At 72.7% G+C, this 24,073-nt stretch carries 22 protein-coding genes and 1 tRNA gene; 10 read left to right on the forward strand and 13 right to left on the reverse strand.

Going from position 1 to position 24,073, the window contains the following annotated elements; genetic code table 11:
• Positions 1 to 125 precede the first annotated feature (125 nt).
• The 5 genes from CLV68_RS08580 to CLV68_RS08600 form a co-directional block, all read right to left on the reverse strand.
• Positions 126 to 1,505, reverse strand: a complete 1,380-nt coding sequence (locus CLV68_RS08580) for a DUF2867 domain-containing protein (protein WP_121389916.1) — start codon at positions 1,503 to 1,505, stop codon at positions 126 to 128.
• Entirely contained in the window at positions 1,502 to 1,831 is a 330-nt protein-coding gene (locus CLV68_RS08585; protein WP_121389917.1) for a hypothetical protein, read from the reverse strand. Before CLV68_RS08585 ends, CLV68_RS08580 begins: the two co-directional genes overlap by 4 nt.
• A gap of 63 nt (positions 1,832 to 1,894) precedes the next feature.
• The gene (locus CLV68_RS08590) at positions 1,895 to 2,923 is read right to left on the reverse strand and encodes a hypothetical protein (RefSeq protein ID WP_121389918.1); all 1,029 of its coding nucleotides are present in this window, start codon (positions 2,921 to 2,923) and stop codon (positions 1,895 to 1,897) included.
• Positions 2,924 to 2,930: 7 nt separating this feature from the next.
• Positions 2,931 to 4,619 carry a GTPase gene (locus tag CLV68_RS08595; protein WP_121389919.1) on the reverse strand — a complete coding sequence of 563 codons (1,689 nt, stop codon included), beginning with the start codon at positions 4,617 to 4,619 and terminating at the stop codon, positions 2,931 to 2,933.
• 89 nt (positions 4,620 to 4,708) lie between these two features.
• Entirely contained in the window at positions 4,709 to 6,058 is a 1,350-nt protein-coding gene (locus CLV68_RS08600; RefSeq protein WP_121389920.1) for an IniB N-terminal domain-containing protein, read from the reverse strand.
• Positions 6,059 to 6,335: 277 nt separating this feature from the next.
• Here CLV68_RS08600 and CLV68_RS08605 point away from each other — a divergent pair, with 277 nt between their 5' ends.
• Together CLV68_RS08605 and CLV68_RS08610 are read left to right on the forward strand one after the other, a co-directional pair.
• Complete coding sequence (locus tag CLV68_RS08605) at positions 6,336 to 7,598, forward strand: Hsp70 family protein (RefSeq protein ID WP_121389921.1); 1,263 nt, start codon at positions 6,336 to 6,338, stop codon at positions 7,596 to 7,598.
• A gap of 28 nt (positions 7,599 to 7,626) precedes the next feature.
• Positions 7,627 to 9,984 (forward strand): helix-turn-helix domain-containing protein, encoded by a 2,358-nt coding sequence (locus CLV68_RS08610; RefSeq protein ID WP_121389922.1) that lies wholly within the window; start codon positions 7,627 to 7,629, stop codon positions 9,982 to 9,984.
• A gap of 118 nt (positions 9,985 to 10,102) precedes the next feature.
• On the opposite strand, the gene CLV68_RS08615 is transcribed toward CLV68_RS08610, so the two are convergent.
• The 3 genes from CLV68_RS08615 to CLV68_RS08625 all read right to left on the reverse strand — a co-directional run bounded on the left by CLV68_RS08615 (position 10,103) and on the right by CLV68_RS08625 (position 11,204).
• A complete protein-coding gene (locus CLV68_RS08615) occupies positions 10,103 to 10,501 on the reverse strand; it encodes a DUF1707 SHOCT-like domain-containing protein (protein WP_121389923.1) in 399 nt (132 codons plus the stop codon).
• Between the two features lie 20 nt (positions 10,502 to 10,521).
• Positions 10,522 to 11,082, reverse strand: a complete 561-nt coding sequence (locus tag CLV68_RS08620) for a YceI family protein (RefSeq protein WP_121389924.1) — start codon at positions 11,080 to 11,082, stop codon at positions 10,522 to 10,524.
• A 50-nt stretch (positions 11,083 to 11,132) separates the two neighbouring features.
• A tRNA-Cys gene (locus tag CLV68_RS08625) sits at positions 11,133 to 11,204 on the reverse strand.
• A 116-nt stretch (positions 11,205 to 11,320) separates the two neighbouring features.
• Between CLV68_RS08625 and CLV68_RS08630 the strand changes: the two genes are divergently transcribed.
• Entirely contained in the window at positions 11,321 to 12,532 is a 1,212-nt protein-coding gene (locus CLV68_RS08630) for a cysteine desulfurase-like protein (protein ID WP_121389925.1), read from the forward strand.
• Between the two features lie 61 nt (positions 12,533 to 12,593).
• On the opposite strand, the gene CLV68_RS08635 is transcribed toward CLV68_RS08630, so the two are convergent.
• Positions 12,594 to 13,724: a S1 family peptidase gene (locus CLV68_RS08635; protein WP_121389926.1), complete on the reverse strand. Its 1,131-nt coding sequence runs from the start codon at positions 13,722 to 13,724 to the stop codon at positions 12,594 to 12,596.
• A gap of 277 nt (positions 13,725 to 14,001) precedes the next feature.
• Between CLV68_RS08635 and CLV68_RS08640 the strand changes: the two genes are divergently transcribed.
• The 3 genes from CLV68_RS08640 to CLV68_RS08650 are packed head-to-tail and all read left to right on the forward strand — an operon-like array spanning position 14,002 to position 16,809.
• Positions 14,002 to 14,262 (forward strand): hypothetical protein, encoded by a 261-nt coding sequence (locus tag CLV68_RS08640; RefSeq protein ID WP_121389927.1) that lies wholly within the window; start codon positions 14,002 to 14,004, stop codon positions 14,260 to 14,262.
• A gap of 25 nt (positions 14,263 to 14,287) precedes the next feature.
• Entirely contained in the window at positions 14,288 to 15,181 is an 894-nt protein-coding gene (locus tag CLV68_RS08645; protein WP_170224164.1) for an alpha/beta hydrolase, read from the forward strand.
• Positions 15,178 to 16,809, forward strand: coding sequence for an ABC-F family ATP-binding cassette domain-containing protein (locus tag CLV68_RS08650; RefSeq protein ID WP_121389929.1), 1,632 nt, complete (start codon positions 15,178 to 15,180; stop codon positions 16,807 to 16,809). The genes CLV68_RS08645 and CLV68_RS08650 overlap by 4 nt, the downstream gene beginning before the upstream one ends.
• A 49-nt stretch (positions 16,810 to 16,858) precedes the next feature.
• Here the strand turns inward: CLV68_RS08650 and CLV68_RS08655 are convergent, their stop codons facing one another.
• A complete protein-coding gene (locus tag CLV68_RS08655; protein WP_121389930.1) occupies positions 16,859 to 17,056 on the reverse strand; it encodes an antitoxin in 198 nt (65 codons plus the stop codon).
• A 101-nt stretch (positions 17,057 to 17,157) separates the two neighbouring features.
• Here CLV68_RS08655 and CLV68_RS08660 point away from each other — a divergent pair, with 101 nt between their 5' ends.
• Positions 17,158 to 17,883: a TetR/AcrR family transcriptional regulator gene (locus tag CLV68_RS08660; protein ID WP_170224166.1), complete on the forward strand. Its 726-nt coding sequence runs from the start codon at positions 17,158 to 17,160 to the stop codon at positions 17,881 to 17,883.
• On the opposite strand, the gene CLV68_RS08665 is transcribed toward CLV68_RS08660, so the two are convergent.
• Positions 17,823 to 18,650 carry an isocitrate lyase/PEP mutase family protein gene (locus CLV68_RS08665; protein ID WP_121389932.1) on the reverse strand — a complete coding sequence of 276 codons (828 nt, stop codon included), beginning with the start codon at positions 18,648 to 18,650 and terminating at the stop codon, positions 17,823 to 17,825. The two genes, CLV68_RS08660 and CLV68_RS08665, sit on opposite strands and share 61 nt — an antisense overlap.
• Before the next feature lie 120 nt (positions 18,651 to 18,770).
• On the opposite strand from CLV68_RS08665, the gene CLV68_RS08670 reads away from it, so the two are divergent.
• Positions 18,771 to 20,219, forward strand: coding sequence for an AlkA N-terminal domain-containing protein (locus CLV68_RS08670; protein WP_121389933.1), 1,449 nt, complete (start codon positions 18,771 to 18,773; stop codon positions 20,217 to 20,219).
• A 559-nt stretch (positions 20,220 to 20,778) separates the two neighbouring features.
• Here the strand turns inward: CLV68_RS08670 and CLV68_RS08675 are convergent.
• Positions 20,779 to 21,315 (reverse strand): EF-hand domain-containing protein, encoded by a 537-nt coding sequence (locus CLV68_RS08675; RefSeq protein WP_121389934.1) that lies wholly within the window; start codon positions 21,313 to 21,315, stop codon positions 20,779 to 20,781.
• 168 nt (positions 21,316 to 21,483) lie between these two features.
• Positions 21,484 to 22,266: a DUF3050 domain-containing protein gene (locus CLV68_RS08680; RefSeq protein WP_121389935.1), complete on the reverse strand. Its 783-nt coding sequence runs from the start codon at positions 22,264 to 22,266 to the stop codon at positions 21,484 to 21,486.
• 124 nt (positions 22,267 to 22,390) lie between these two features.
• Here CLV68_RS08680 and CLV68_RS08685 point away from each other — a divergent pair, with 124 nt between their 5' ends.
• Both CLV68_RS08685 and CLV68_RS08690 read left to right on the forward strand, forming a co-directional pair.
• Entirely contained in the window at positions 22,391 to 22,768 is a 378-nt protein-coding gene (locus CLV68_RS08685) for a hypothetical protein (RefSeq protein WP_246009727.1), read from the forward strand.
• A gap of 36 nt (positions 22,769 to 22,804) precedes the next feature.
• Positions 22,805 to 24,049 (forward strand): nucleotide sugar dehydrogenase, encoded by a 1,245-nt coding sequence (locus CLV68_RS08690; RefSeq protein ID WP_121389936.1) that lies wholly within the window; start codon positions 22,805 to 22,807, stop codon positions 24,047 to 24,049.
• Positions 24,050 to 24,073 lie beyond the last annotated feature (24 nt).

Consider the following 24,073-nt stretch of genomic DNA (forward strand, 5'->3'; position numbering starts at 1 on the left):
GATCTCTTGATCCTCTGGCAATCCTCGGGTGCCCCGGTTGTCGGCTGCCAATTCGCTGGGCCGTTCGTTTCAGCATGGCGCGATTGGGTGAGAAGCTTCGAACTGGTGCGCTGGCTGTCGAAGCCTCAGTGACCCTGCTGTGCCAGCGCGTGCGCCCGGGTGACCTGCTTGCGCGCCATCACCCGGAACACCACCAGGTGGATCGGGTACACCGCCCGCCAGTAGATCCAGCCCAGCAGCCCCCGGGACCGCAAAGCCCCCACCTGGCGCAGCTTCGTCCCGCTGATTCGATATCCCAGCCAAGCCTCGCCGCAGAACCACTTCTCGGTGCGGAGCACGATGTACTGGTCGCCGAACTCCGCGACCGTCCACCAGTCCACTGTGGCGCCCTTGGTCACCTTCGTCGGGCGGTGCAAGGAGAGGCGTTCGCCGAACAGGCGGCCCAGGAGCATGCGGAGCCACCAGGCCCAGGCCCAGCCGTACCAGCGCAGGGAGCCGCCGCAGCGGCGGAGGTCGAGGCGGGCCGCTGGGGTGTCGGAGTGGGGGATGTCGACGTCGGTGGCGAGGGTGAAGACGCCGTCGAGGACGCCGTTGGTGAAGTCGAAAGCCCTGGCGGCCACGCGGTCCTTCTGGGCGTCCAATGTGGACCGGATGGCCTCGGCGACGGGGGTCGGCTCGGTGGTGAAGGCCGGGCTGGGGGTGGTGACCACGACGTCGGTGGTGAGGCTGTCGATGAGGGAGCGGCTGACCGACCGGTCGACCGGGGTGACCAGGTTGACCCAGTGCGCCGAGAGCCCCGGGGTCAGCAGCGGCACCTGCACGATCCGGCGCCGGGGCAACCCGCGCACGGAAGCGTAAGCCTGCATGAGGTCGAGGTACGTCACCACCTCCGGGCCGCCGATCTCGTGGACGCCCGCGGGCACCTCCCGATCGGCCGCGCGCACCAGGTGCGCCACCAGGTCCGCCTCCGCGATCGGCTGCACGCGCGTCCCCACCCACCGCGGGCAGATCATCACCGGCAGCCGTTCGGTGAGGTAGCGCAACATCTCGAACGAGATGCTGCCCGAGCCGATGATCACCGCGGCGCGCAGTTCCACCACCGGCACACCGGCTTTCGCCAGGACCCGCCCGACCTCCTGCCTGCTGGCCAGGTGCGCGGACAACCGGCCCTGGCCCAGTCCACCCAGGTAGACGATCCGCCCGACGCCCGCCTGCTTGGCCGCCGCCGCGAAAGACGCCGCCGTCGCCCGGTCGCGCTCGGCGAAGTCGCCGCCCGCCGCCATGCCGTGGACGAGGTAGTACGCCGTCTCCACACCGCGCAGAACCTCGGTCAACGCCCCGGTGTCGGTGACGTCGACGGCCACCTTGCGCACGTTCTCACCGTCCGGCAACGCCTCGACCCGTCGACCGAGTGCCAGAACCGGCCCGTCGAGCGCGCGGACGAGCTTGCGGCCGACGTACCCACCCGCGCCCGCGATCGCGATCGTGCCAGGACGGGCGGTCATGCCAAGACGGGCAGGTGCCGGGTGAACCGCCGGACCGCGCCCACCTTGGCGTGCGGGTCGGCGCCCCCGCGGGGTACCAGGTCGAGCCACGCGGCGAACCGCACGGCGGCCTGGACGGTGTCGGGATCGGCGTGCGGGGTCAGCGCCGTGACCAGCCGGTCGACCACCCGGTCGCGGTCGGCGTCGTCGTCCAGGTCGGGCCGTTCGTGCAGGGAGGCGACCACCTCGACGGTCAGATCGCTGACCAACCGCTGGTCAGCGACGCAGCAGCCGATACAGCGGTAGACGAACGCGAGCAGCCGGTCGTGTCCAGAACCCCACAGCACGCTGGCAACTCCTCATCCACCACGGGTGACCGGGACGACGGTATCCCGGGGTGGGACCAGCCGCTATTCGACGGTTCCCACCGCGACCAGCGCCTCGCAACTCCTGGCGACCGTCGCCGCCGCCCGTTGTTCGGCGTGGGTGTGGTCTGGGGACTCGGTGAGCGCCTGCCAGCGCAGGTGTGCCCGGAAGGGGTCGCCGCTAACCGCGAGCCTGGCGGCGGGGGACGTGCCGCGCGCGCCGAGCAGGTGCCTCGCCTCCTCGTCGCGGTCGCCGAAGCTGACCCGGCCCGCGTCGATCGCCGCGAGCAGCCGCAGCTCACGGGGTTCGTGGGCGCTGGCGAGGACCCGTTCCACCTCGGCGGAGAGCGGGTGGCCGCGCAACGCCGGGCTGATCGCGAGCAACGCCGCCCGCGCCCGCAACACCCCGGCCCTGGCCAGGAAGTGGGTGTCGATCGCGTCCAGCAGGTCCTGCACACCGCTGTGGTGCACCAGCCCGGACGGCACGGCGACCCCCTGCCTGACCAGCTCGACCGCCACCCGCACGCCGAAGATCCCCAGCTTCGCGGGCAACGCGTCGCCCACCCCGGCCCGCAGCCGGTCCACGGACAGCAACGTGTCCGGCTCACCGGCCAACGTTGCGAGAGCGGCGGCGTCATCCCTGGTCAACCGCAGTCCGCCCACCGCGGGCAACGCCGCGACCGCTACTGCCGTCTGGCATTGTTCCCCCAGGTCGCCCTGGACGTGGCGGGCCGCGACCCGAGCGGCGGCCGCGACAGCGTCGACCCGGCCGCCGCCCAGTTCGTCCGCCCGTGCCAGCACCACGATGGTGGACACGGCGTCGGTTGCGACCGGCTCGTCCGGCCGTCGCACCAGGTGCAGCCGTACCGCATCGTCGCCCTCGACGACCTCGAACCGAGTACCGGCCAACGCTTGCGCCACCGTCGAACGGCCCACGCCCGGGGCGCCGGTGATCCCCACGCGCACCGGTCCTGCCAAGCGCCCCAGCCAGTCGTCGGCGATGTGCGCCGCGGGGGGTGCCTCGCGGACGGCTCGTTCGAGCAGGCCCCAGGTGATCGTGGGCAGGTCGGTCACGGCGTTCTCACCGAGCGGCCTCGATGCGCGTGCGCAACGCCAGCAGGCGTTCGAGGTCCCGCCGGACCTGGGTGAGCCGGGCGGTGTTGCGGGCCGACTCGGCCTCCAGCTCTGTCTTGATCACCCGCGCCGACTCCGCCGCCGCCTCGCGCAGGGAGTGCGCGACCTCGGTGCAGCGGTCCCGCAGCGCGCGGTGCACCGTGCGGGTCGCGTCCTTGGCCTCCTTGCCGTAGCGGAGGAAGAAGTCGTCGACGTGCCGTTGCGCCGCGGTCTTGGCCACCGCCTGGCGCCGCTTGAGCCGGGCGCCGCGCTCCTCGAAGACACTGCGCGCGCCGAACGCCGCGCCCGCGCCGAGCGAGATCGGGTTGATCAGCGGCAGACCCGCCAGCGTCGTCGCCAACCCGGACATCAGCAGACCGCTGTACGAGCCGCGCAAGCCGACGAACACCTTCTGCGCCGGGGAGAACCGCTCGATGTTGGGCTTGCGCAGGTCGTCGTGCCAGCTCCCGCCCAACGCGCGCAACAACTCACCCGGGACGACATCGTTGCCGGGCAACGCCTTCCGGGTCACCCTGGTCGCGATCCACTCGAACCGCTCCACCAGCCACCCCGAGTTGACCTCGGCCACCGCCGTCAGCGAGTCGTGCATCCAGTCGCCGAACTCCTCCCACACGGTGCCTGGGTCGGCCGCGTCGAAGTAGTCGTCGACCTCGCGCAGGATCCGCCTGGTGCGCTCGCGCAGGTCGAAGTCCAGGTCCGCCAACAGGTCCCCGACGTCGTCGGCCAGTTGGGTCTGCCAGCGCGCGCTCTCGCGTTGCAGCCGTTCCACCCGCCGCCCGGCCGACTGCCACTCGGCCAGCGCCCGGGTGTCGGTGGGCGCGATCCCGGCGTCGAACTCCGCGCGCAACGGGGTGATCAGCTGCTCCAGCGCCATCCCGCTGGTCGCCGCCGCGGCCCGCGCGGCCACCCGCGCCGGGTCGGCCAGCACGTCGCGGCGCAGGCAGCCGATCAGCTCGGCGAACCCGGACTCCTTGTTCAGCTCGGCGTCCTCGGTCCGCACCGCGGCCGCGCGCAGCACCGACGACACCGGCACCAGCGGCGCGGCCACCCCGGCCTCGGCCAGTCTGCCGCGGTCGACCTCGGCGACCCGGCGCCACCCGGGCACCAGGTCGATCTTGGTGAGCGCCACCAGCACGGTCGGGCACAGCCTGCTGACGTGCGTGAGCAGCTCCAACTCCAGTGCGCTGAGCTCGCTGGTCGCGTCGGTCACCACCAGCACCGCGTCGGCGTCGGCCAGCACCGCCAGCGCCCGCGCGGTCCGCGGGCAGCCCGGCGCGCCGAAGCCGGGGGAGTCGACCAGCACCAGCCCGGCGCCGAGCAACGCGCGCGGCAGCCCGACGTCGCGCGGCGAGTGGCCGGACGGCGCCAGCAGCGGCGTGGGTCGGTCCGAGTGCCGGATGAAGGTCGGGGCGAGCGTGGTCAGGTCATCGCCCACCGGGCACACCTCGGCCCCGACCAGCGCGTTCACCAGGTGGCTCTTGCCCTTGCCCGGGTAGCCGGCGACCACCACGCGGCGACCCGGCTCCAGCAGGCCCGCGCGCCGGTCGAGCAGCCGGTCGACCAGGTCGTGGCGCTCGTGGGTCGCGCAGGCGCGGATCGTGTCGTCCAACAGGTCCACCCAGGGGGGCACGGTCATCACCCTTGTGAGGATGCCCTGTTCCCCCGGATAGGTGAAGAAGGCGGGGCCCGTCGCTGGGACAGACCCCGCCCTCACCGCGGGTCGGCTCAGTGGCCGAGGTCCAGGTCACCGGTGAGACCGCCGACGTCGGGCAGGTGGTGGCCGCCGAGCACGCCGTCGGTCAGGCCGCCCACTCCGTGGGACACGTGGCTGGCCACGTCCGGCAGCGGGTTGGCCACCGGCAGGTCCGGGACCTCCACCGGGAGCTGCGGCAGGTGCGGCAGGTCGACGGGGAGGTGCGGGAGCTGGGGGAGGTCGGTCGGCAGGTGCGGGAGACCGCCGGGCAGCTGCGGCAGGTGGTCGCCGGGCAGCGCGGGCAGGTGACCGGGCAGCTCCGGGAGCTCGGGCAGCGCACCGGTGTCGACCGGGAGGTGCTGCGCGGGCTCCGGTGCGGGGACCGGCTGCGGCAGGGTCGCCCGCAGGTGCTCGCTGATCTCCTCGACCTCGGTCAACGGTGAGGCGCCGGTGAGGAAACCGCCGAAGTCGGTCGGCGAGCCGGGCAGCAGTTCGCCGCCGGAGCTGACGAAGTCGGCAACGGTGCCCGCGGTGAGGTCGGTGCCGCGCAACGAATCGGTGTCCAGCGCACCGGTGGGATCGATGCCGGGCAGGTCGAACCGGTCGACCAGGCCCGCGGTGATCAGCGAGCCGGTGCCCGCGGCGCTCACCTCGACGGTGGGCAGGGCGACGGCGTCGAGCGCGGCGGTCGGGTCCGAGTGGTCCAGGTAGTCCACAGAGGACACATCGAGGTCGGCGCCGAAGGCGAACCCGGCCGCGTCCACCCCGGCAGCGGCACCGGCGGTGTTGGCCGCGGCGGTGACCGAGCCGAAGTCGGAACCGGCGGCGGCCGCCGCGAAGCCGTCCTCGGACACCGCGACCTGGCCGGAACCGTTGACCTGCTCGGATTCCAGCGCGAAGGCCCCGACCAGCGCGTCGTCGGCGGTGAGGTCGACGGCGTAGCCGAGGTCCTCGGTGGCGCCCGCGGTGACCGCGTGCAGGCCGTCGTTGTGGTCGAGCGCGCTGGCGCTGGAGAACCAGTCGGAGCCCAGGTCCAGGTGACCGGCTGCGGCGCCCGGGTCGATGTCGCCGGTGACCGTGGTCGCCGAGGTCAGGACCTGGGACACCGCGTGCAGGTCGGCGGCGGGGGCGTAGTCGGCGACGTAGGGCAGCGCGTCCTGCAGGTCCTGCACGGAGACGGCGCCGAGGCCCGCGCCGGACAGGGCGCCGGTGGGGTCGGCGGCGAACGCGGTGCGGGCGGCGTCGTCGGAGATCAGGCCGAGCACGAACTCGTGCAGGGTCTGGCCGGACTCGACGGGCAGGTCGGTGGGGGCCGCGACCGGCTCGGACGGCGCGACGGGCTGGGCGGCCTGGGTGGGCTGGCCGGAGCCGGAGCTGGACAACGCTTCTCCTCGGGGGGTGGGGACTGGGTGGGTTCGGATGCCTGCTCCGCGAGGGGACCGGGGCATCGACCCTGGCGGATGATCACCAACGGTAGGCCGGATGCCGGACGCTGCCATCGGGGATCACTCCCCGTCTCAATCCCCCACTGATGGGTCGGTGACTATTCACCTATTAGGGGGTTAGGGAGTGTTGTGCCTACCACTCGGGGTTGCTGACCGGGGATGGTCGCCTGGTACCAACTAGGGCACCCGTGACCGCCGAGGAGGACCGACCGCCATGCCCGGTTCCCCGTCGTACGTGCTCGGCGTCGACATCGGCCGCACCCGGTGCGCCGCCGCGGTGCGCAGGCGGGTCGGACCCGGGTTCGGGCCGGTCGACGTGGTCGCGCTCGACGGCTCCGCGCGCTGGCTGCCCTCGGCCGTCTTCCTGGGACCGCAAGGGGAAGTGCTGGTCGGCGCGGCCGCGGAGCGGGCGGGGGCCGAGCAGCCGGACCGGATCGCCCGCGCGGTGCTCGACCGGGTCGGCGACGACGTCCCGGTGCTGGTCGCGGGCGAGCTCTACCCGGCGGAGAACCTGGTCGCCGCGCTCGTCGGGTGGGTCGTCGACGTGGTCGCCGATGCCGAGGGCGGGCCGCCGAGTCGGCTGGCTGTCACCCACCCACCTGAGTGGGGGTCATACCGACGGGGGCTGCTGGCCGACGCGCTCACCGACGCCGGGCTGCCCGGGGTCGTCCTGCTGCCGACCGTGACCGCGGCCGCCGAGGCGCACCACGCCGAGGCCCCCGTGCGGGCGGGAACGTCGCTGGTGGTGTCCCTGCTCGGCGGGCACCGGGCCGACCACGCGCTACTCGTGCGTAACCCGGTGGCCTTCGACGTCGTTGCCCATGGTGTGACCCCTCGCGCAGGCGCCGCGGTCGACGACGCGCTCTACCGCCACGTCGTCACCTCCGCGACCCCACCGGCGGCGATCACCGGCGGCACCGACCCCGAGACGACGGCCGTGCTGACCCGGCAGCCCGACCCGGCCCTGCTCACCGCCTTCCGCGCCGCCTGCGCCACCGCCAAGGAACGCCTCTCCGCCGCGACCGAGGTCCGCGTCCCCGTGCCCCACCTGCGCACGGACGTCACCGTCACCCGCGCCGAACTCGTCGACCTGGCCGCCCCGGTGCTGCTGCCCGCCCTGGCGGCCACCCGCGCCATGCTCGGCCAAGCCCCCACCGCGGTCGTCGCGGGCGGCACCGCCAAGATCCCCCTCGTCGCCGCCCTGGCCCCCGGCCCGGTGCTCGACGACCCGGCCACCGCGGCCGCGAGGGGCGCGGCGTTGGCCCTGGCCCCCGTCCTGCCGCACCCCGAACTCCCCGCCGCCGCGGTGAAACCCCTGCCAGACCCGGAGAGCGAGCCCGCGCTGTTCCCGGTCCTGGACTCCACTGTGGACGGACTAGACGTGACAGACGACCCCCCGCCGCGCCCGCCGATCGAGGTCATCCCCCTCGAACCCCCACCCCGCCGCTTCCGCCTCGGCCGCCGGGGTGACCGGTGATCGCGGGTCCGCGCGGCCGGGGTGGCCGGTGATCCCCGGGCACGCCGGGCCCGACGAGCTGGTGCTGGACGAGCCGACGCGCAGGTTGTGCGGGGCCATCACCGGTGGTGAGCTCGCGCCGGTCCGGCTCGCTGTCATCGCACCCGGTGGGTACGGCAAGAGCGCGTTGCTCGACCTGCTTGCCAAGGCGGATGGGGCGCATCGCTACCGGCGTGGTGCGTCGGGTGGGCTCTTGCTCGTCGATGACGCGCATCTGTTGTGTGACAAGGACTTTGCCGCGCTGGAGGATCATCTGGCGGACGAGTCCGCTGGGTTGGTCGTCGCCGCGCGGCCCCGGCCGCGACCTGCTGGGCTCACGGCGTTGTTGGGGCGGTTGCGGGGACAGGTCGTCCTGCGGGCGTTTGATGTCGGTCGGACTGCTGCTTGTCTTGCGGCCCTTGGGGTCGACCCGGGTCGGGCCGCGTTCGTGCATGCCAGCACCGGTGGTGTCCCCGGGCTGGTGCACCGGCTCGCGCCGCACCTGGGTGCCGGGCAGGACACCGTTCCGGCCGCTGCCGTCGACGAGTTCCGGCTCGACCTGGACCAGTTGACCGGCAACCAGATCCGCGCACTGCTGGCCGCCGAGGTCAACGCCGACGCAACGTTGCTCGCTGGACTGCTTGGCGTGCCGACGACCGAGGCCGCTGCCCTCGTCGATGAGGCCCGGGCGACCGGGTTGCTCGCCGCTGATGGGTCATTGCTGCCGTTGGCCGCCGCCGTGCTGCGTGCGCTGGTGCCCGCTGACCAGCGCACCGCCGTGCTCGGCGGGCTGGCGGAGTTGCGCCTGACCCGCACCGGGCCGACCGGGGAGTTCGCGGCGGCGCTCCTGGCCGCGTCCGCGTCCGGTCCGGCGGCGGGGGCTGTTTATGCGGCTGCCGCTGCCGAGGCGGAGCCTGGGTTCGCGGTGCGGCTGCACCAGGCCGCGGCGAACGCGGGTCACCCCGTTGACGAGGTCGGTCGGGCTGAGGCCGAGGCTCGTGCGGGTGACCTGGATGCCGCGTTGCGCCGGGCGGACACGCTTCTGGCCGCTGGTGAGCCCCGTGCGGCTCTTGTCGCTGCCGCCGCGCTGGCGCACCGGGGTCAGGCGACGCGCAGCGCGGAGTTGTACCGGTGGGCGGGCTCGGGTGCGTTCGCTGCCATCGGCCTCGCCGCGACGGGCAGGCTCGCCGAGGCCAGGTCGGCCATGCCGGTCGAGGGCACCGCGCCGCCGACGTTGTTCAACACGGCGATCTCGTTGGCCGCCAAGGGGATCGTCGACTCGATCACCGGTGACGCCACCGCACTGTCCACTGTGGTCAGGGCGGCGGAGGTCATGGAGCCGGTCGGGCGGGACGTGCTGGTGCCCGACAGCCCGGCCGCGTTGGGCGCCATCCTCGCCATGCACACCGGCGCGACCGGCATCGCCGAGCCGCTGCTCGCCCGGGCCTGCACCGGCGGGGAGTTGCTGCGCACCAGGCACGCGCTGCTGGCCGCCTGGGCCGCACTGCTGCGCGGCGAGTCGGTGCCGGTGCCGGAGCCCGCGCGAACTCCTCGCGACCACCTGTTCGTTGTCGGCCTGGCCGTCGGCACCGCACGCCGAGCCGGTGACCTCGCAACATTGCGCCGGGGGTGGGACCAGGCCAACGAGGCCGTCGTCCGCCACGACATCGACCTGTTCACCCTGCTGCCCCTCGGCGAGTTCGCCATCGCCGCCGCCCGCCTCGGCGACCTCGACCGCCTCACCCCCCACCTCGACCGCGCCTGGACCCTGCTCGACGCGCTAGGCAACCCGCCCGCCTGGTCCGCTTTCCCGCGCTGGCAAGCATTCCACGCCGAGATCACCGCGTCCCGCGTCCCGCAGGCCCGCGCCCACGTCGAGTTCCTGAGCGCCTACACCGACCAGTTCCCGACGGCCCTGACCGAGGCCGCCCGCTGCTGGCTCGACATCCTCACCGGCACCATCAACGCCCCCCGGGTCGAATCAGCCGCCCGCGCCCTGCACACGGCGGGCCTGCACTGGGACGCCGCCCGCCTGGCGGGCCAGGCCGCCACCCGCACCCCCGACCGCAAACGCATGCTCGCCCTCCTCGACTGCGCCAGAACCCTCCAACCCACCCCCACCCGCGACGACCCCCCGGAATCGCCGCTCAGCGGCCGCGAACTCCAGGTAGCCGAACTCGTCCTCTCCGGCCTCACCTACAAACAAGTCGGCGACCGCCTCTTCATCTCCTCGAAGACAGTCGAACACCACATGGCCCGCATGCGCTCCCGCCTGGGCGCCACCAGCCGCCCCGACCTCCTGTCCCAACTCCGAGACCTGGTCGCCAGCCCCCAACCCCCACCCGCCGCAGAACCCGTGGTTCCGTAGCCAGACAGGCACGAACAACGCCCGCGGCCATCGAAGTCGGTCGGCATCTTCGAAACGCTCTGCCTCGACTGATCTCTCAGGGTGTCGGTCGGAAGCAGTCCCCGTGGACAACCGCCCCCTACGACGCGAACACCAAGATCAACGCCACCACGGCCAACGGCGCCAACGCCCACCACGTCGCCGTCACCGCGACCACCACCAGCGTGCTCACCGCCGCCACCCCAAGGAAAACGGCCAGCCCCCGGTTGTTGCGCCGGGGAGCAGGCCGTTCCACTAGCGGGTCATCAGCCCGCGGCACCACAGCCACAGCCGCGGCGACGAACGGACCGGGCTCGGGCAGGTCGTCGAACAGGGCCAGCAGGTCGGCCCGGGTGCGGGCGGCGGCGGCCTCGGTGACGCGTTGTTCGTACTCCGCCAGGTCGAGGCGTCCGTTGGCGAGGTGGTCGGCCAGTGCGGCCACGGCCTGCTCGCGTTCGGAGGTGCCGACCCTGATGTTGGCCTCCCGACCCGTCCCCATGGGGCCAGTTTACGCCGGGGTCACCGCTCCTTGCGCAGGACAGCCTCGATTTCCACCAGGACGCGCACCTCGTCGCTGATCACGAAGTTGCCGTTGGCGAGGGTGGACTGGTAGGTCAGGCCGAACTCGGCGCGGCTGATGGTGGTCGCGGCGGAGAACGCGGTCTTCTTGGCGCCGTCGATGCCGACGCCGAAGCCGAGGGCCTCGACGTCGAGGGTGATGGGGCGGGTGGTGCCCAGCAGGGTCAGGTCGACGTCGAGTTGGTAGTCCTCGCCGTGCTGGCGCAGGCCGGTGGACACCAGGGTGGCCGTCGGGTGCGTCTCGACGTCGAGGAAGTCGGAGCCGAGCAGGTGCCGGTTGAACACGTCGAGGCCGGTGTCGAACGACGCGGTGTCGATCTCGGCGGTCACCGTGGAGGCGAACGGGTCGTCGGCGGTGACGATGACGCCGCTGAAGCGCTCGAAGCTGCGCCGGTAGCGGGCCAGGCCCAGGTGGCGCACCACGAATGACACGTCCGAGTGAATGGGGTCGATGTCCCAGGTGCCTGCCAGGTACCCGGGGATGTGGATGGCGGTGGTCACTGCCCGTGCTCCTTGTGCTGGTCGAGCTCGTCGTGCGGGGGTCACGACAGAGGCGAGGACGGGATTCGAACCCGCGTGCACGGCTTTGCAGGCCGCTACCTGAGCCACTCGGTCACCTCGCCAGTAAGTGCCTTGCGCCACCGTGACACCCCCGGATGGCCGCGTCAAAGGGCCTGGTCACTCTTCCCGCACTGCGGAACGCCCGGCACCTACGCTCGGGGGTGTGCTCAGTCATGGGATGACTTACGACGTGGCGGCGGTGCGGGCGAGGTTCCCCGCGCTGGCCGAGGGTGCGGCGCACTTCGACGGGCCGGGCGGCTCGCAGGTGCCCGTGGACGTGGCGGAGGCGGTGGCCGCGGTCATGCTCGCCGCCGTCGCGAACCGGGGGCGGGTGACGGCGGCCGAGCGGCGGGCCGACCTCGTCGTCACCGACGCCAGGCTCGCGGTGGCCGACCTGCTCGGCGCCCAGCCGCAGGGGGTGGTGTTCGGGCGCAGCATGACCCAGTTGACCTACGACCTCGCCCGCGCCCTGGCCAAGGACTGGGGGCCGGGTGACGAGGTCGTGGTGACCAGGCTCGACCACGATGCCAACATCCGGCCCTGGGTGCAGGTGGCGGGCGCGGTCGGCGCCACGGTCCGGTGGGCCGATTTCGACCGCGAGACCGGGGTGTTGCCGGTCGAGGCGATAGCCGACCTGCTCACCCCCAAGACCCGGCTGGTCGCGGTCACCGCCGCGTCGAACCTGCTCGGCACCCAGCCCGACATCCCGGCCATCACCGCCGCCGCCCGCGCCGCGGGTGCGCTGACCTACGTCGACGGCGTGCACCACACCCCGCACGCGCTGGTCGACGTCAAGGCGCTCGGCGCGGACTTCTACGCCTGCTCCCAGTACAAGTTCCTCGGCCCGCACATGGGCACCGTCGTCGCCGATCCCGCGCTGCTGGAGACGATCCGGCCCGACAAGCTGCTGCCGTCCTCCGACGCCGTCCCGGAGCGGTTCGAGCTGGGCACCCTGCCCTACGAGCTGCTGGCGGGCAGCACCGCGGCGATCGAGTTCATGGCCAACCTCGTGCCCGGCGACGGCACCCGCCGCGAACGGCTGACCCGCTCGTTGGCCGCGCTGCACGAACACGAGACCGCCCTGCTCGACCGGCTGGAGACGGGCCTGCGCGCCCTGCCCAACGTCCTGGTCTACGGCGATCCCCGGCGCCCCAGGACGGCCACCGTCCTGTTCACTGTGGACGGAGTCGCCCCCGCCGCCGTCTACGAGCGGCTCGCCCTGGCAGGCGTCAACGCTCCCGCCAGCCACTTCTACGCCATCGAGTGCGCTCGCTGGCTCGGCATCGAGGCCACGGGCGCGGTCAGGGCCGGGATCGCCCCGTACACCGACGTGTCCGATGTGGACCGGCTGCTCACCGCGCTGGTCGACATCGCGCAAGACATCACGTAAGGCGCGGCGAGACCCTGCCTGGCGCACCCCAGGCAGGGTCCCGGTCCAGCCGCCGATCGGCTCAGCCGGTGACGAGCGAGAGCCCGTACACCGAGAGGATCTCGTTGACCGGCTGGAAGTACGTCGTCCCGCCGGAGGAGCAGTCGCCGGACCCGCCCGAGGTCACGCCCTGGGCCTGGTCGCCGCTGACCCACGAGCCGCCCGAGTCACCCGGCTCGGCGCACGCGTTCGTCTTGGTCAACCCGGTGACGGTGCCCTGCGGGTAGTTCACCGTGGAGTTGGTCGCCTGGATGGTGCCGCAGTGCCAGCCGGTGGTCGAGCCGGACCGGCACACGCTCTGGCCGACACCCGCCTCGGACGAGCCGCCCACGGTCACGTTCCCGTTGCCATAGCCGTTGACGGTCGGCGACGGCGTCCAGGAGGAGTTCGCCTCGACCCACGCGTAGTCGTTGCCCGGGAAGGAAGAACCCGCGAACGTCCCCAGTGGACTCTGGTCCGAGCCGGTCGTGGAAGAGCCCTGGGTGCCGCAGTGGCCCGCTGTCACGAACCCGCCCTCGACCGAGAACCCGACCGAGCAGCGGCTGGAACCGTTGATGTAGTAGGCGTTCCCGCCGACGATCGACCCGGCGAACAGCCGCGGCGTCTCGGTGGTCTCGGCGACGCGGACCGGACCGGCCGCCTTCGCCTTGTCCACGAAGGACGTCACGTCGGCGCCGGTCGCGCCGCGCCGGACGGTGAGCACGACCGAGTTGGACGGCACGTCCACGTACCACCCCGCGACCCCGGTCGGCGCCCCCGTGCCCGCCTGCCGGTCGATGGCGGCCTTGGTCGCGTCCAGGTCCGTGGCGCTGTTGGTCACCACGGTGGGCCGGGCGCCGGTCGAGCGGACCGCGTCCGCCCGGTTCGCGTCGGTCACGCCGATCACCAGCGCGCCCTGGTCGAGCCACGACCCGCCGAACGCCTCACCCGCGGCGGTGCGCGCGGTGGGGAGCAAGGCCCTCGCCGAGGTCTCGGCGGTGATCCGCTGGTGCACCTGCTCGGTGCTGAGCCCGAGGTCGCGCTGGAGCGCCGGGACGAGCGCCGCCGGGGCCGCGGTGGCCGACGGGGTGAGCGCCACGGCCGCGCCCGCGGCCAGTCCGACGGCGCCGATCGCCACTAACGCCTGTTTTCTTCTGGTGGTGCTGCTGCGCATGGGGATGGTCCTCTTCCTTGCTCGCAGGGGTCCCGGGGTGCCCGGGGTGAGCAACCACTCCGGCCTGGCCCGGATCAGTGACCGCCGATCGAGGGAGTTCGGTCGACGTGATGGGGTGACGCTAGAGCGGGTCACCGCAGGTAGGGCACCCTACGAAAGTCGGTTTAGTAAACTCTTCACCCAATGAGCGGCAAATCAGTTACCAACCGTGAGCGACGGTAGAGTCTCCAACGTCTCAGTTGGTTACATCAAACGAGTGAAAAGCGATGCGGGTGTCGTGACGATTTCGGGGGACCTCGGGGAGGCCGCGCTCGACTGGCCGCCGCCGGGCTGGGTGATCACCTTCGACATGTTCGACCTGGACCTCGGCCGGGCCAGGTTCGTCGGCATCGGTGTCGTGGCGGGCCACCCCGAGCCCGATCCGCACCTGGACCGCTACCGGCTGCCGGTGCGCCCGCTGAGCCCCGACCACAGGCCCGTCCCGGATTGGGTGGGCCGGTCGGACATCATTGACGCGGTGCCGCCGCCGGGGTGGTGACCGCAGTCGTTTCCGGAGGTGTGTCGTGCTGCACCCGCAGGTGCTCGCCGTGGCCAAGGCCGGTGGCGTCCCGCCGCCGCTGACCGTCGAGACCCTGCCCGCGGCGCGGGCGGGCTTCGCGGCCACCACGCTCACCGAGGCGGGACCGGGCACACCGCTGGCCGCGGTGTCCGACGGGTCCGCGGGCGGCGTCCCGATCCGGATCTACCTCCCGCCGTCGGAGACCCCGCTGCCGATCGCGGTCTACCTGCACGGCGGCGGCTGGGCCATGGGCGGCCTCGACACCCACGACCCGCTGTGCCGCTACCTGGCCGCGCTCTCCGGTGCCGCGATCGTCGCCATCGACTACCGCCTGGCCCCCGAGCACCCGTTCCCGGCCGCCATCGACGACGTCGACACCGCGGTCGACTGGCTGCGCCACGCGGGCGGTGAACTGGGCCTGGACGTCAGCCGCATCGCGATCGCGGGCGACTCGGCAGGCGCGCACCTGGCCACCGTCGCCGCCCGCCGCGCGCGGGACCGGGGCCAGCCCTTCGCCGCGCAGGTGCTGGTCTGCCCGATCACCGACCACACCGCCGAACTGTCCGATGTGGACAGCCCGGGGCTGCTGCCGCAGGGCCTCGAGTTCTGCTGGGACGCCTACGCCCCCGCCGGGGTCGACCGCGACCAGCCCGACCTCGCGCCGGGCACCGCCGAGCTGGCCGGGCTGCCGCCGACGCTGGTGATCACCGCCGAGCACGACATCCTGCGCGGCCCCGGCGAGGCGTACGCGCGGGCGCTGGCCGAGGCTGGCGTGCCCGCGGTCAGCGTCCGCTACCAGGGCATGATCCACGGCTTCTTCCGCCGCCTGGCCAGGTTCGACGCCGCGCGGCAGGCGGTCGCCCAGGTCGCGGCGACCCTGCGGGCGGAGCTGTCGTGAGCGCGACCCTGGTGGCCAAGGGACTCGCGTCCGGGCACGGCGACCGCGTGCTGTTCACCGACCTCGACCTGGTCGTCGCCCCCGGCGACGTCATCGGGCTGGTCGGTGTCAACGGCGCGGGCAAGTCGACGCTGCTGCGGACGCTGGCCGGGTTGCTGCCCGCCGAGGAGGGCGAGGTCCGGCTGAACCCGCCGACCGCGACCGTCGGCTACCTGCCGCAGGAACCGGAGCGCAGGCCGGGGGAGACCGTCGGCGAGTTCCTGGCCAGGCGCACCGGGGTCGCCGAGGCGCAGCGGATCATGGACGCCGCGGCCGAGGCGCTCGCCACGGGCGCCGACGGCGACGACTACACCGTCGCGCTGGAGCGCTGGCTCGCCCTCGGCGGCGCCGACTTCGACGAGCGCGCGGCCATCGCGGTGGCCGAGATCGGCCTCGGCGTGGGGCTGGACCAGGAGATGGTGTCGCTCTCCGGCGGGCAGGCCGCCCGCGCGGGCCTCGCCTCGCTGCTGCTGAGCCGCTACGACATCTTCCTGCTCGACGAGCCGACCAACGACCTCGACCTCGACGGCCTGGCCAGGCTGGAGGCGTTCGTCGCCGGGCTGCGCACCGGCACGGTGGTGGTCAGCCACGACCGCGAGTTCCTCACCAGGACCGTCACCAGCGTCCTCGAACTCGACCTGCACCAGCAGGAGATCCGCGAGTACGGCGGCGGGTACGAGGCGTACCTGGAGGAACGCGAGTGGGCGCGCAAGCACGCCCGCGAGGCGTTCGAGGACTACGCCGACACCAAGGCGTCCCTGGAGGCCAGGGCCCGGTTGCAGCGCAACTGGATGGAGAAGGGCGTGCGCAACGCCCGGCGCAAGTCCACCGACAACGACAAGATCGGCCGCAAGCTGCGCGCCGAGTCGACCGAGAAGCAGGCGGCCAAGGCGCGGCAGACCGAGCGCATGATCGAACGGCTCGACGTCGTCGAGGAGCCGCGCAAGGAGTGGGAGCTGCGGATGGAGATCGCCGCCGCCCCGCGCACCGGCGCGGTCGTCGCGGCGCTGACCGACGCGGTGGTCACCCGCGGCGGGTTCACCCTCGGCCCGGTCACCCTGGAGATCGGCTGGGCCGACAAGGTCGCCATCACCGGTGCCAACGGAGCGGGCAAGTCGACGCTGCTGGCCGCCCTGCTCGGCCGCGCCGAACTCACCTCGGGTTCGGCCTACCTGGGGCCCGGGGTGGTCGTCGGCGAGGTCGACCAGGCGCGCGGCCTGTTCCTCGGCGGCGAGGAGCTGTTCGACGCCTTCAGCCGCCAGATCCCGGACTGGCCGACCGCGGACGTGCGCACCCTGCTGGCCAAGTTCGGCCTGCGAGCGGCGCACGTGCTGCGGCCCGCCGCCACCCTGTCGCCCGGTGAGCGCACCCGTGCGGCCCTGGCCCTGCTCCAGGCCCGCGGGGTGAACCTGCTCGTGCTCGACGAGCCGACCAACCACCTCGACCTCCCGGCGATCGAGCAGCTCGAGGCCGCGCTCGCCGAGTACCCGGGAACCCTGCTGCTGGTCACCCACGACCGCAAGATGCTGGACGCGGTGTCCACCACGCGCGACCTCAAGGTTGACGCCGGTCGGGTGTCCGAGCTGTAGCAATCCCCTGGTCGGTGGGCCGCCGGGACGCGGCGGCCCACCGGCTCGGTCAGCGGGGTTTGGTCGCCGTGTGCACGCGGCGGACCGCGCCATCGATCTGGCGACTGTACTTCCCCCGGGTCTTCTGGTTCACGAAATGACCCGCCTTGGCGGCCATCCGGTTGACCTTCTCCGGGTTCTTCTTCGCGTACTTGGTCGCCGCGGCAGCGGCCCCCGCCAACGCGGTGAGCCTCTTCAGCAGTGGCATGCTCGGCTCCTTCCTGCTCCAGGTGCTCTGCCTTCTCAACGGACCAGGTACCCCGAATGGTTCCTGGCCACGCGTGGTGGGACACCCATTACTGTGCACGTATGGCCACGTATGCATCAGTGAGCGGCAAACGGCAGACCGCCGTCACCCCCGCGCGGATCGTGGCCGCCGCGCTCGGCCTGACCGCGCGGCACGGCCTGGAGGACTGGACGCTGCGCCAGCTCTCGGCCGAGATCGGCGCCTACCCGGCGGTCGTCTACCACCACGTCGGCGACCGGGAGTCCGTCGTCGCCGCGGTGCTGGAGCGGGTCGTCGCCGAGTTACCGCTGCCTGCCGACGACCTGCCGTGGCGCGCGTGGTTCGAGCGGCTGCTCACCGACGCGCGCCCGGTGCTGCGCCGTCACCCCGGCACCGCGCGCCGCCTCGCCGTGCGCGGTGAGCGGGTGCCCGCCCTGCGCGAGCTGATCGACCGCGGCCTCGCCGTCCTGCGCCGCGCGGGCTTCGGCGACGAGGCGGTCGCGGTCAACACCCTGCTGCTCACCCACGCCTGGCAGAGCATCGCGACCGAGGACGACCGCGACCGCGAGGCGGCCCAGTCCACTGTCCCCAGTGGTACTGACGTTCCCCAAGGCACTGACGGGCTTGGGGATCATGGGACCTCCGCGGCCGATTCCGTTGCCCCCGTTGACGTCTACCGGTACGGGCTGGCGCGGATCCTGGACGGCCTCGCGTCCCAACCGGACGGTCAGCGGACGCAGGCGGGCGGTCAGCGGGCAAGCAGCGCGTTCAACTCCCCCCAGGACAGCGACTCCGCCACCGACTCGTAGGTCCCGGTCGTCAGCAGCTCCCCGGTCGCCCGCCGCACCAACGCGTAAGCGGACTGCGCGATCGCGGCCCCCAGGCTGATCCTGGCCACCCCGGTCGGCACCAGCTCGGCCACCGTCGGCGCGCCCGGGTACACCATCGCGTTGACCGGCGCCGGGATCTCGCGCACCAGCCTGGCCAGCACGTCCAGGTCGGTCAGGCCCGGCACGAACACACCGGAGGCCCCCGCGTCGAGGTAGGCGCCTGCCCGCTTCACCGCGATGGCGAACCGCTCCGCCTCGTCGGCACCCGAACCGCGCAGGTAGGCGTCGGTCCTGGCGTTGATGTACAAGGCGATCCCGGCGGAATCGGCCGCCGACCTGGCCGCCGCGAGCCGGTCCGCCTGCTCGTCGACCGAGCGCAACCCACCGTCGTGGGTGTCCTCGATGTTCACCCCCACCGCGCCCGCGGCCAGCACGCCGCGCACCGTCTCGGCCACCCCGTCGGCCGTCGCGCCGAAGCCGGACTCGATGTCCGCGGTCACCGGCACGTCCACCGCGGACACCACGCGGGCGATCAGGTCCACGGCCGCCGCGCGCGACAACGCGTCACCGTCGGGGGCGCCCAGCCCCCACGCCACCCCCGCGCTCGTGGTCGCCACCGCGCGGATCCCGGCCGCCGCCGAGACCACCGCGCTGGCCACGTCCCAGGCGTTGGCCAGCAACAACGGGGTTCCACTGGTGTGCAGCGCGGTGAGGGCGGCCGCTCGGTCCTGTTGGGAAGTCGTCATGCGGGCATACAAGCAGCCGGCACCGACATCGGCTGGCTGGAAACCGACGCCACTGCTTTCTGGACTGTCAAGTCGTTTTACCGCCAATGACGCTGTACGGCCGACCACCATCCTGTTCGGGTGCATGAGGATTTCGACCGCTGCGTGCGCGCGGTGCGGTCCAGGGACGCGCGTTTCGACGGCTGGTTCTACACCGCCGTCAGGACCACCCGCATCTACTGCAGGCCGAGTTGTCCCGGGATGCCGCCCAAGGCGGAGAACATGACCTTCTTCCCGAGCGCTGCCGCAGCGCAGCAGGCCGGGTACCGGGCCTGCAAGCGCTGCCGCCCGGACGCCAGCCCCGGCTCGCCGCAGTGGAACGAGCGCGCGGACCTCGCCGCCCGCGCCATGCGGCTGATCGCCGACGGCGTCGTCGACCGCGCCGGGGTGCCCGGTCTCGCCGCCCGGCTCGGCTACAGCGTCCGCCAGGTCGAGCGCCAGCTGCTCGCCGAGTTCGGCGCCGGACCGCTCGCGCTGGCCAGGGCGCAGCGCGCGCAGACCGCCCGGCTGCTGATCGAGACCACCGCGCTGCCGATGAGCGAGGTCGCCGCCGCCGCCGGGTTCGGCAGCATCCGCACCTTCAACGACACCGTGCGCGAGGTGTTCGCGCTGCCGCCGACCGAGCTGCGGCTGCGCGCGGGCAGACAGGTCGCCAGCCCCGGGGTGATCTCGCTGCGGCTGCCGTTCCGCCAACCGCTGTGCCCGGACAACCTGTTCGGCCACCTCGCCGCCACCGCCATCCCCGGCGTCGAGGAGTGGCGCGACGGGGCGTACCGGCGCACGTTACGACTGCCGCACGGCACCGGCATCGCGACCCTGCGGCCCACCGCCGACCACATCGCCTGCCAGCTCGCGCTGACCGACCTGCGCGACCTGGCCCGCGCGATCAGCCGCTGCCGCAGGCTGCTCGACCTCGACGCCGACCCGATCGCGGTCGACGACCTGCTCGCCGCCGACCCGGTGCTCGCCCCGCACGTGCGCCGCGACCCCGGCCGCCGGGTGGCCCGCACCGTCGACGGCGGCGAACTCGCCATCCGCGCCGTGCTCGGCCAGCAGGTGTCCATCGCCGCCGCCAAGTCCCACCTGGCCCGGCTGGTGCACGACCACGGCGACCAGGTCCACGACCCGGGCGGCGCGCTCACCCACCTGTTCCCCACCGCCGCCACCCTCGCCGAACTCGACCCGGACCGCTTCGCGCTGCCCCGCGCCCGCCGCGACACCATCGCCGCCCTGGTCGCCGCGCTGGCCGCCAACGCCATCGACCTGGGAGTCGGCGCCGACCGGGAACGCGCCCGCGCCCGACTGGCCGCACTGCCCGGCTTCGGCCCGTGGACCGTGGAGACCATCGCCATGCGCGCCCTCGGCGACCCCGACGCCTTCCTCCCCGGCGACCTGACCGTCCGCGCCGCCTCCCGCGCCCTCGGCCTACCGCACACCCCGTCCGCCCTCACCGCCCACGCCTCAGCCTGGCGCCCCTGGCGCGCCTACGCCGTCCAATACCTCTGGGCCATCGCCGACCCCCGCGCCTGACCCTCCACACAGGACACCCCGGCCGTCCACGACCACCCCCCGCGCCCCGCCTGCCCCGCCCCCCGTCCGTGGGCGGCAGCCCAACACCGCAATGTCACTTCACGGTTCTGCCGCCCCCGCCCACGACCGACAGTCCATCGTCCCCCGAACCCCACCACGCTGGTACCGCCGCCCATCGCCCCGTGGGCAACAGTCCGTTGTCCCGCAACCCCACGTGGTCACACACCCCAACGCAATGACCGAAGGTCGAGCAAACCGCGCAACCCCACCACGCTGGTTCCGCCACCCACCGCACCGTCGGCGACAAACCAATCGCTCACATACTCGACGCGAGGGCCGAAGGCCCGAGCGAGCCCACGCTGGATCAGGCGCCCACCGCACCGTGGGCGACAACCCCGTTGGTTACACACCTTGATGCGACGGCCGAAGGCCAAGCGAACCCCGCTGGTTCCGCCACCCACCGCACCGTGGGGGTCCGGGGGGTCGCCCCCCGGGTAGATACAACGAAAGACCCCTGTTCGCGCTCTCCGCGAACAGGGGTCTCCTAGGGTCTGAAGCTTCAGTTCCCGAGCAGCGAGATGTCGTGCTTGCCCTGGTGGTAGTCGCGGACCGCGTCGACGAGTTCCTCGACGGACAGGGTGCCGCTGTGGTTGGCGTCGAGCTGCTTGAAGGACTGCTCGGCCTGGCGCTCGTCGACGCCCGCGGCGCGCATCCAGCGCTTGAACTCCGCGGAGCTGACCTCGCCGTCGCCGTCGGTGTCGGCGATGTCCACGATGGCCTCGATGGACGGGCGCAGGTTGCGGTCGAAGCCCGCGTCCCCGGCCTGGACGATCTCGCGCTCGGTGATCTGGATGAACTGCTCCAGGGTGACCTGGCCCTGCGGGCCGCTGCCCGCCTTGTCGGCGAGGGACTCCCACATGGTCGTGTACGCGGAGAGCAGCGCGCGGCCCTTGGGGGAGTTCTCCTGCTCGCCGAAGCCCTGCAGGATCCGCCTGGCCTCGCTCTCGTAGTCGGACCGGTCGATGGCCCCGTCCCCGTTGTTGTCCCAGAGTTCGAACCGGCGCTTGAGCCTGCTGTCCTGGACGCTAGCGGTCACGACCTTGCTCCTTCATGTGCTTGGCTGTGTGAACGCGGGAGCCGAAGCCACAACGTTTCGCAATCTGGCCCCGCAAAACCGACACTAGCAACGCTGGGCGCCACCGGGACTGGCTCGGGTGTAACCAAATCGGGGGTATCTGCCATCATCCCAACGGGACACAGGTAGTCATGCCGTGGCCAGTTCGCGGTCCACGGCCTCGACAATGCCGTCCCACAGCCCGATCCTGGCCCGCAGGACGGCCACGACGGTCGTGACGCACTCGGCCCACTTGTCCTCGTCCGGTCCACAGAGGTCGGCCACCATCTGCATCGCCATCGGCGTGTGCTGCCCGGTGTCGATCTCCAGGTGGCGACGGACGTAGTGGCGCAGCAGCGGCAGCGACCCGACCTCGCGCGGCGCCACTGTGGACAACAGGTCGTCGCGGCCGAAGGCGAACGCCGCCGCCTTGCAGTGCACCGGCGCCGTGCTCACCGCCGCGGTCGTCGCGCTCACGAAGTCGGCGACGGGGCCGGGCACGGCCGCGGCGGCGAGCGCGTCGGGGACCGCGTACCCGGCGCGCAGCAGGTCGAGGAACGCGTCGATGGCGCGGGTGTCGGCGCACGCCTCGGTCATCGCGTGCCGGTAGAGCTCGAAGTGGCTGACGAAACCCTCGCCGAACGCGTCGCTCTCCTCGACCAGCACGATGTCGTTGACCAGCCTGCGGCTGATCGGCGCCCCGGTCGGCACCCACGGCACCCGCACGCAGGTCAGCTCGTTCTGCAACCGCTTGAGCACCGACATCTGGTCCCACACCGCGAACACGTGGTGGCTCATCAGCACCGCGACCTCGGCCGGGGTGGTGATCCGCTGGTGGACCGGGTGATCGGCCGCCTCGGCGACGACCGGCGCGACGCCCGCGACGACGCTGTCGATACCGGGGTGTGATCGCGCCCAGTCGTAGCGGGTCATCTCCACCTTGCCTCTCGCCGGTCATGCGTGACCTAGCGGACGGTAGGGATACCGGCGGTCACGCGCCACTTATCGAAGAGGTGAAAACCCGTACCCGACTCAGCGACTGCGAGTGGGTGTGGAAATGACCAGCATGGTCAGCACGCACCCGATCACCAGGAAGGACCCCGTCATGCGGTTCGCCCGCAAGATCTCGGCCGCGTTCGCCGCGGCGGCACTGGTCCCGCTCGCCACGGCCACCTCGGCCGGTGCCGAGCTGCCCCCGCCGCCGCAGCCGGACCAGGTCGTGGTCTTCCAGATGGAGTTCACCCCGGTCACCGTCTACAAGGAACCCAGCGGCTGCTACAGCCTGCCGTTCGCCTCGCACGTGCTGGTCAACCAGACCGACCGGGTGGTGACCATCTACTTCGACCCGAAGTGCACCTTCCCGATCTTCCCGGTGCAGTACCTCAAGCCGGGCAACGGCACGCACGTCAGCCCGCTCGGCAGCTTCAGCATCTGAGGCCGGGCCCCACCGCCAGGAAGGACTATCGATCCCGTGTCAGCGGACCTCGTGGTGGTCGGACTCGGTTACGTCGGACTGCCGCTGGCCAGGCGTGCGGTGGCGGCGGGGCTCACGGTGGCCGGTGTGGACACCGACGCCGCCGTGGTCGCCGGGCTCACCGGGGGGCGCTCGCACGTGCAGGACATCGGCGCCGATGCCGTCACCGCGATGCGCGCCGGTGGGTTCACCGCCAGCGCCGCGTTCGACGCGGTGTCCACAGCGGACACGGTGGTGATCTGCGTGCCGACCGGGCTCGTCGACGGTGAGCCGGACCTGCGGGCGGTGCTGGCCGCCGGTCGCGCGGTGGCGGCTCGGCTGCGGCCGGGCAGCCTGGTGGTGCTGGAGTCCACCAGCTACCCGGGTACCACCGAGGAGGTGCTGCTGCCGGTGCTGGAGTCGACCGGGCTGGTGGCGGGCGTGGACTTCAACCTCGGCTACTCCCCGGAGCGCATCGACCCGGGCAACGGCGAGTACGTCCTGGAGAACACGCCCAAGGTGGTGGCCGGGCTGACCCCGGTGTGCGCCAAGCGGTGCGCGGCGTTCTACGAGCTGCTCGTCGATTCGGTGGTGGTGGCCGCCGGGCTGCGCGAGGCGGAGACGGCCAAGCTGCTGGAGAACAGCTACCGGCTGGTGAACATCGCGCTGGTCAACGAGTTGGCGGTGTTCTGCGACCGGCTCGGCATCGACGTGTGGGACGTGCTGCGCTGCTCGGCGACCAAACCCTTCGGCTTCCAGCCGTTCTCGCCGGGCCCCGGCGTCGGCGGCCACTGCATCCCGGTCGACCCGCGCTACCTGGCCAACCGCGCCCGCGCCGAGGGCCTGCCGTGCTCGATGGTCACCACCGCGCAGGAGGTCAACTCCGGCATGCCCGGCTACGTCGTGCGCCGCGCCAGGGACATCCTGGTCCGCGACGGCGGCCGCGTCTTCGGCGCCCGCGTGGTCCTGCTCGGCGTCACCTACAAGGCGGACGTCGCCGACCTCCGCCAATCCCCGGCCACCGGCGTCGTCCGCCAACTCCGCGCCCTCGGCGCCCACGTCTCCTACCATGACCCGCACGCCCCCCGCTTCACCGTCGACGACGACCCCGTCCCCTCATCCCCCGAGGTGGACCCCGACGCCGACCTGGTCATCCTCCTGCAAGCCCACCGCTGCTACGACCTCCCGCACATCGCCAACACCGCCAGATCCATCCTCGACACCCGAGGCCACCTCGACGGCGACAACGTCGAACGCCTCTAGCCGTTCCAGGTCGGCGGCAGGCAG

Source organism: Actinokineospora cianjurensis (assembly GCF_003663795.1).
Classification (GTDB): domain Bacteria; phylum Actinomycetota; class Actinomycetes; order Mycobacteriales; family Pseudonocardiaceae; genus Actinokineospora; species Actinokineospora terrae.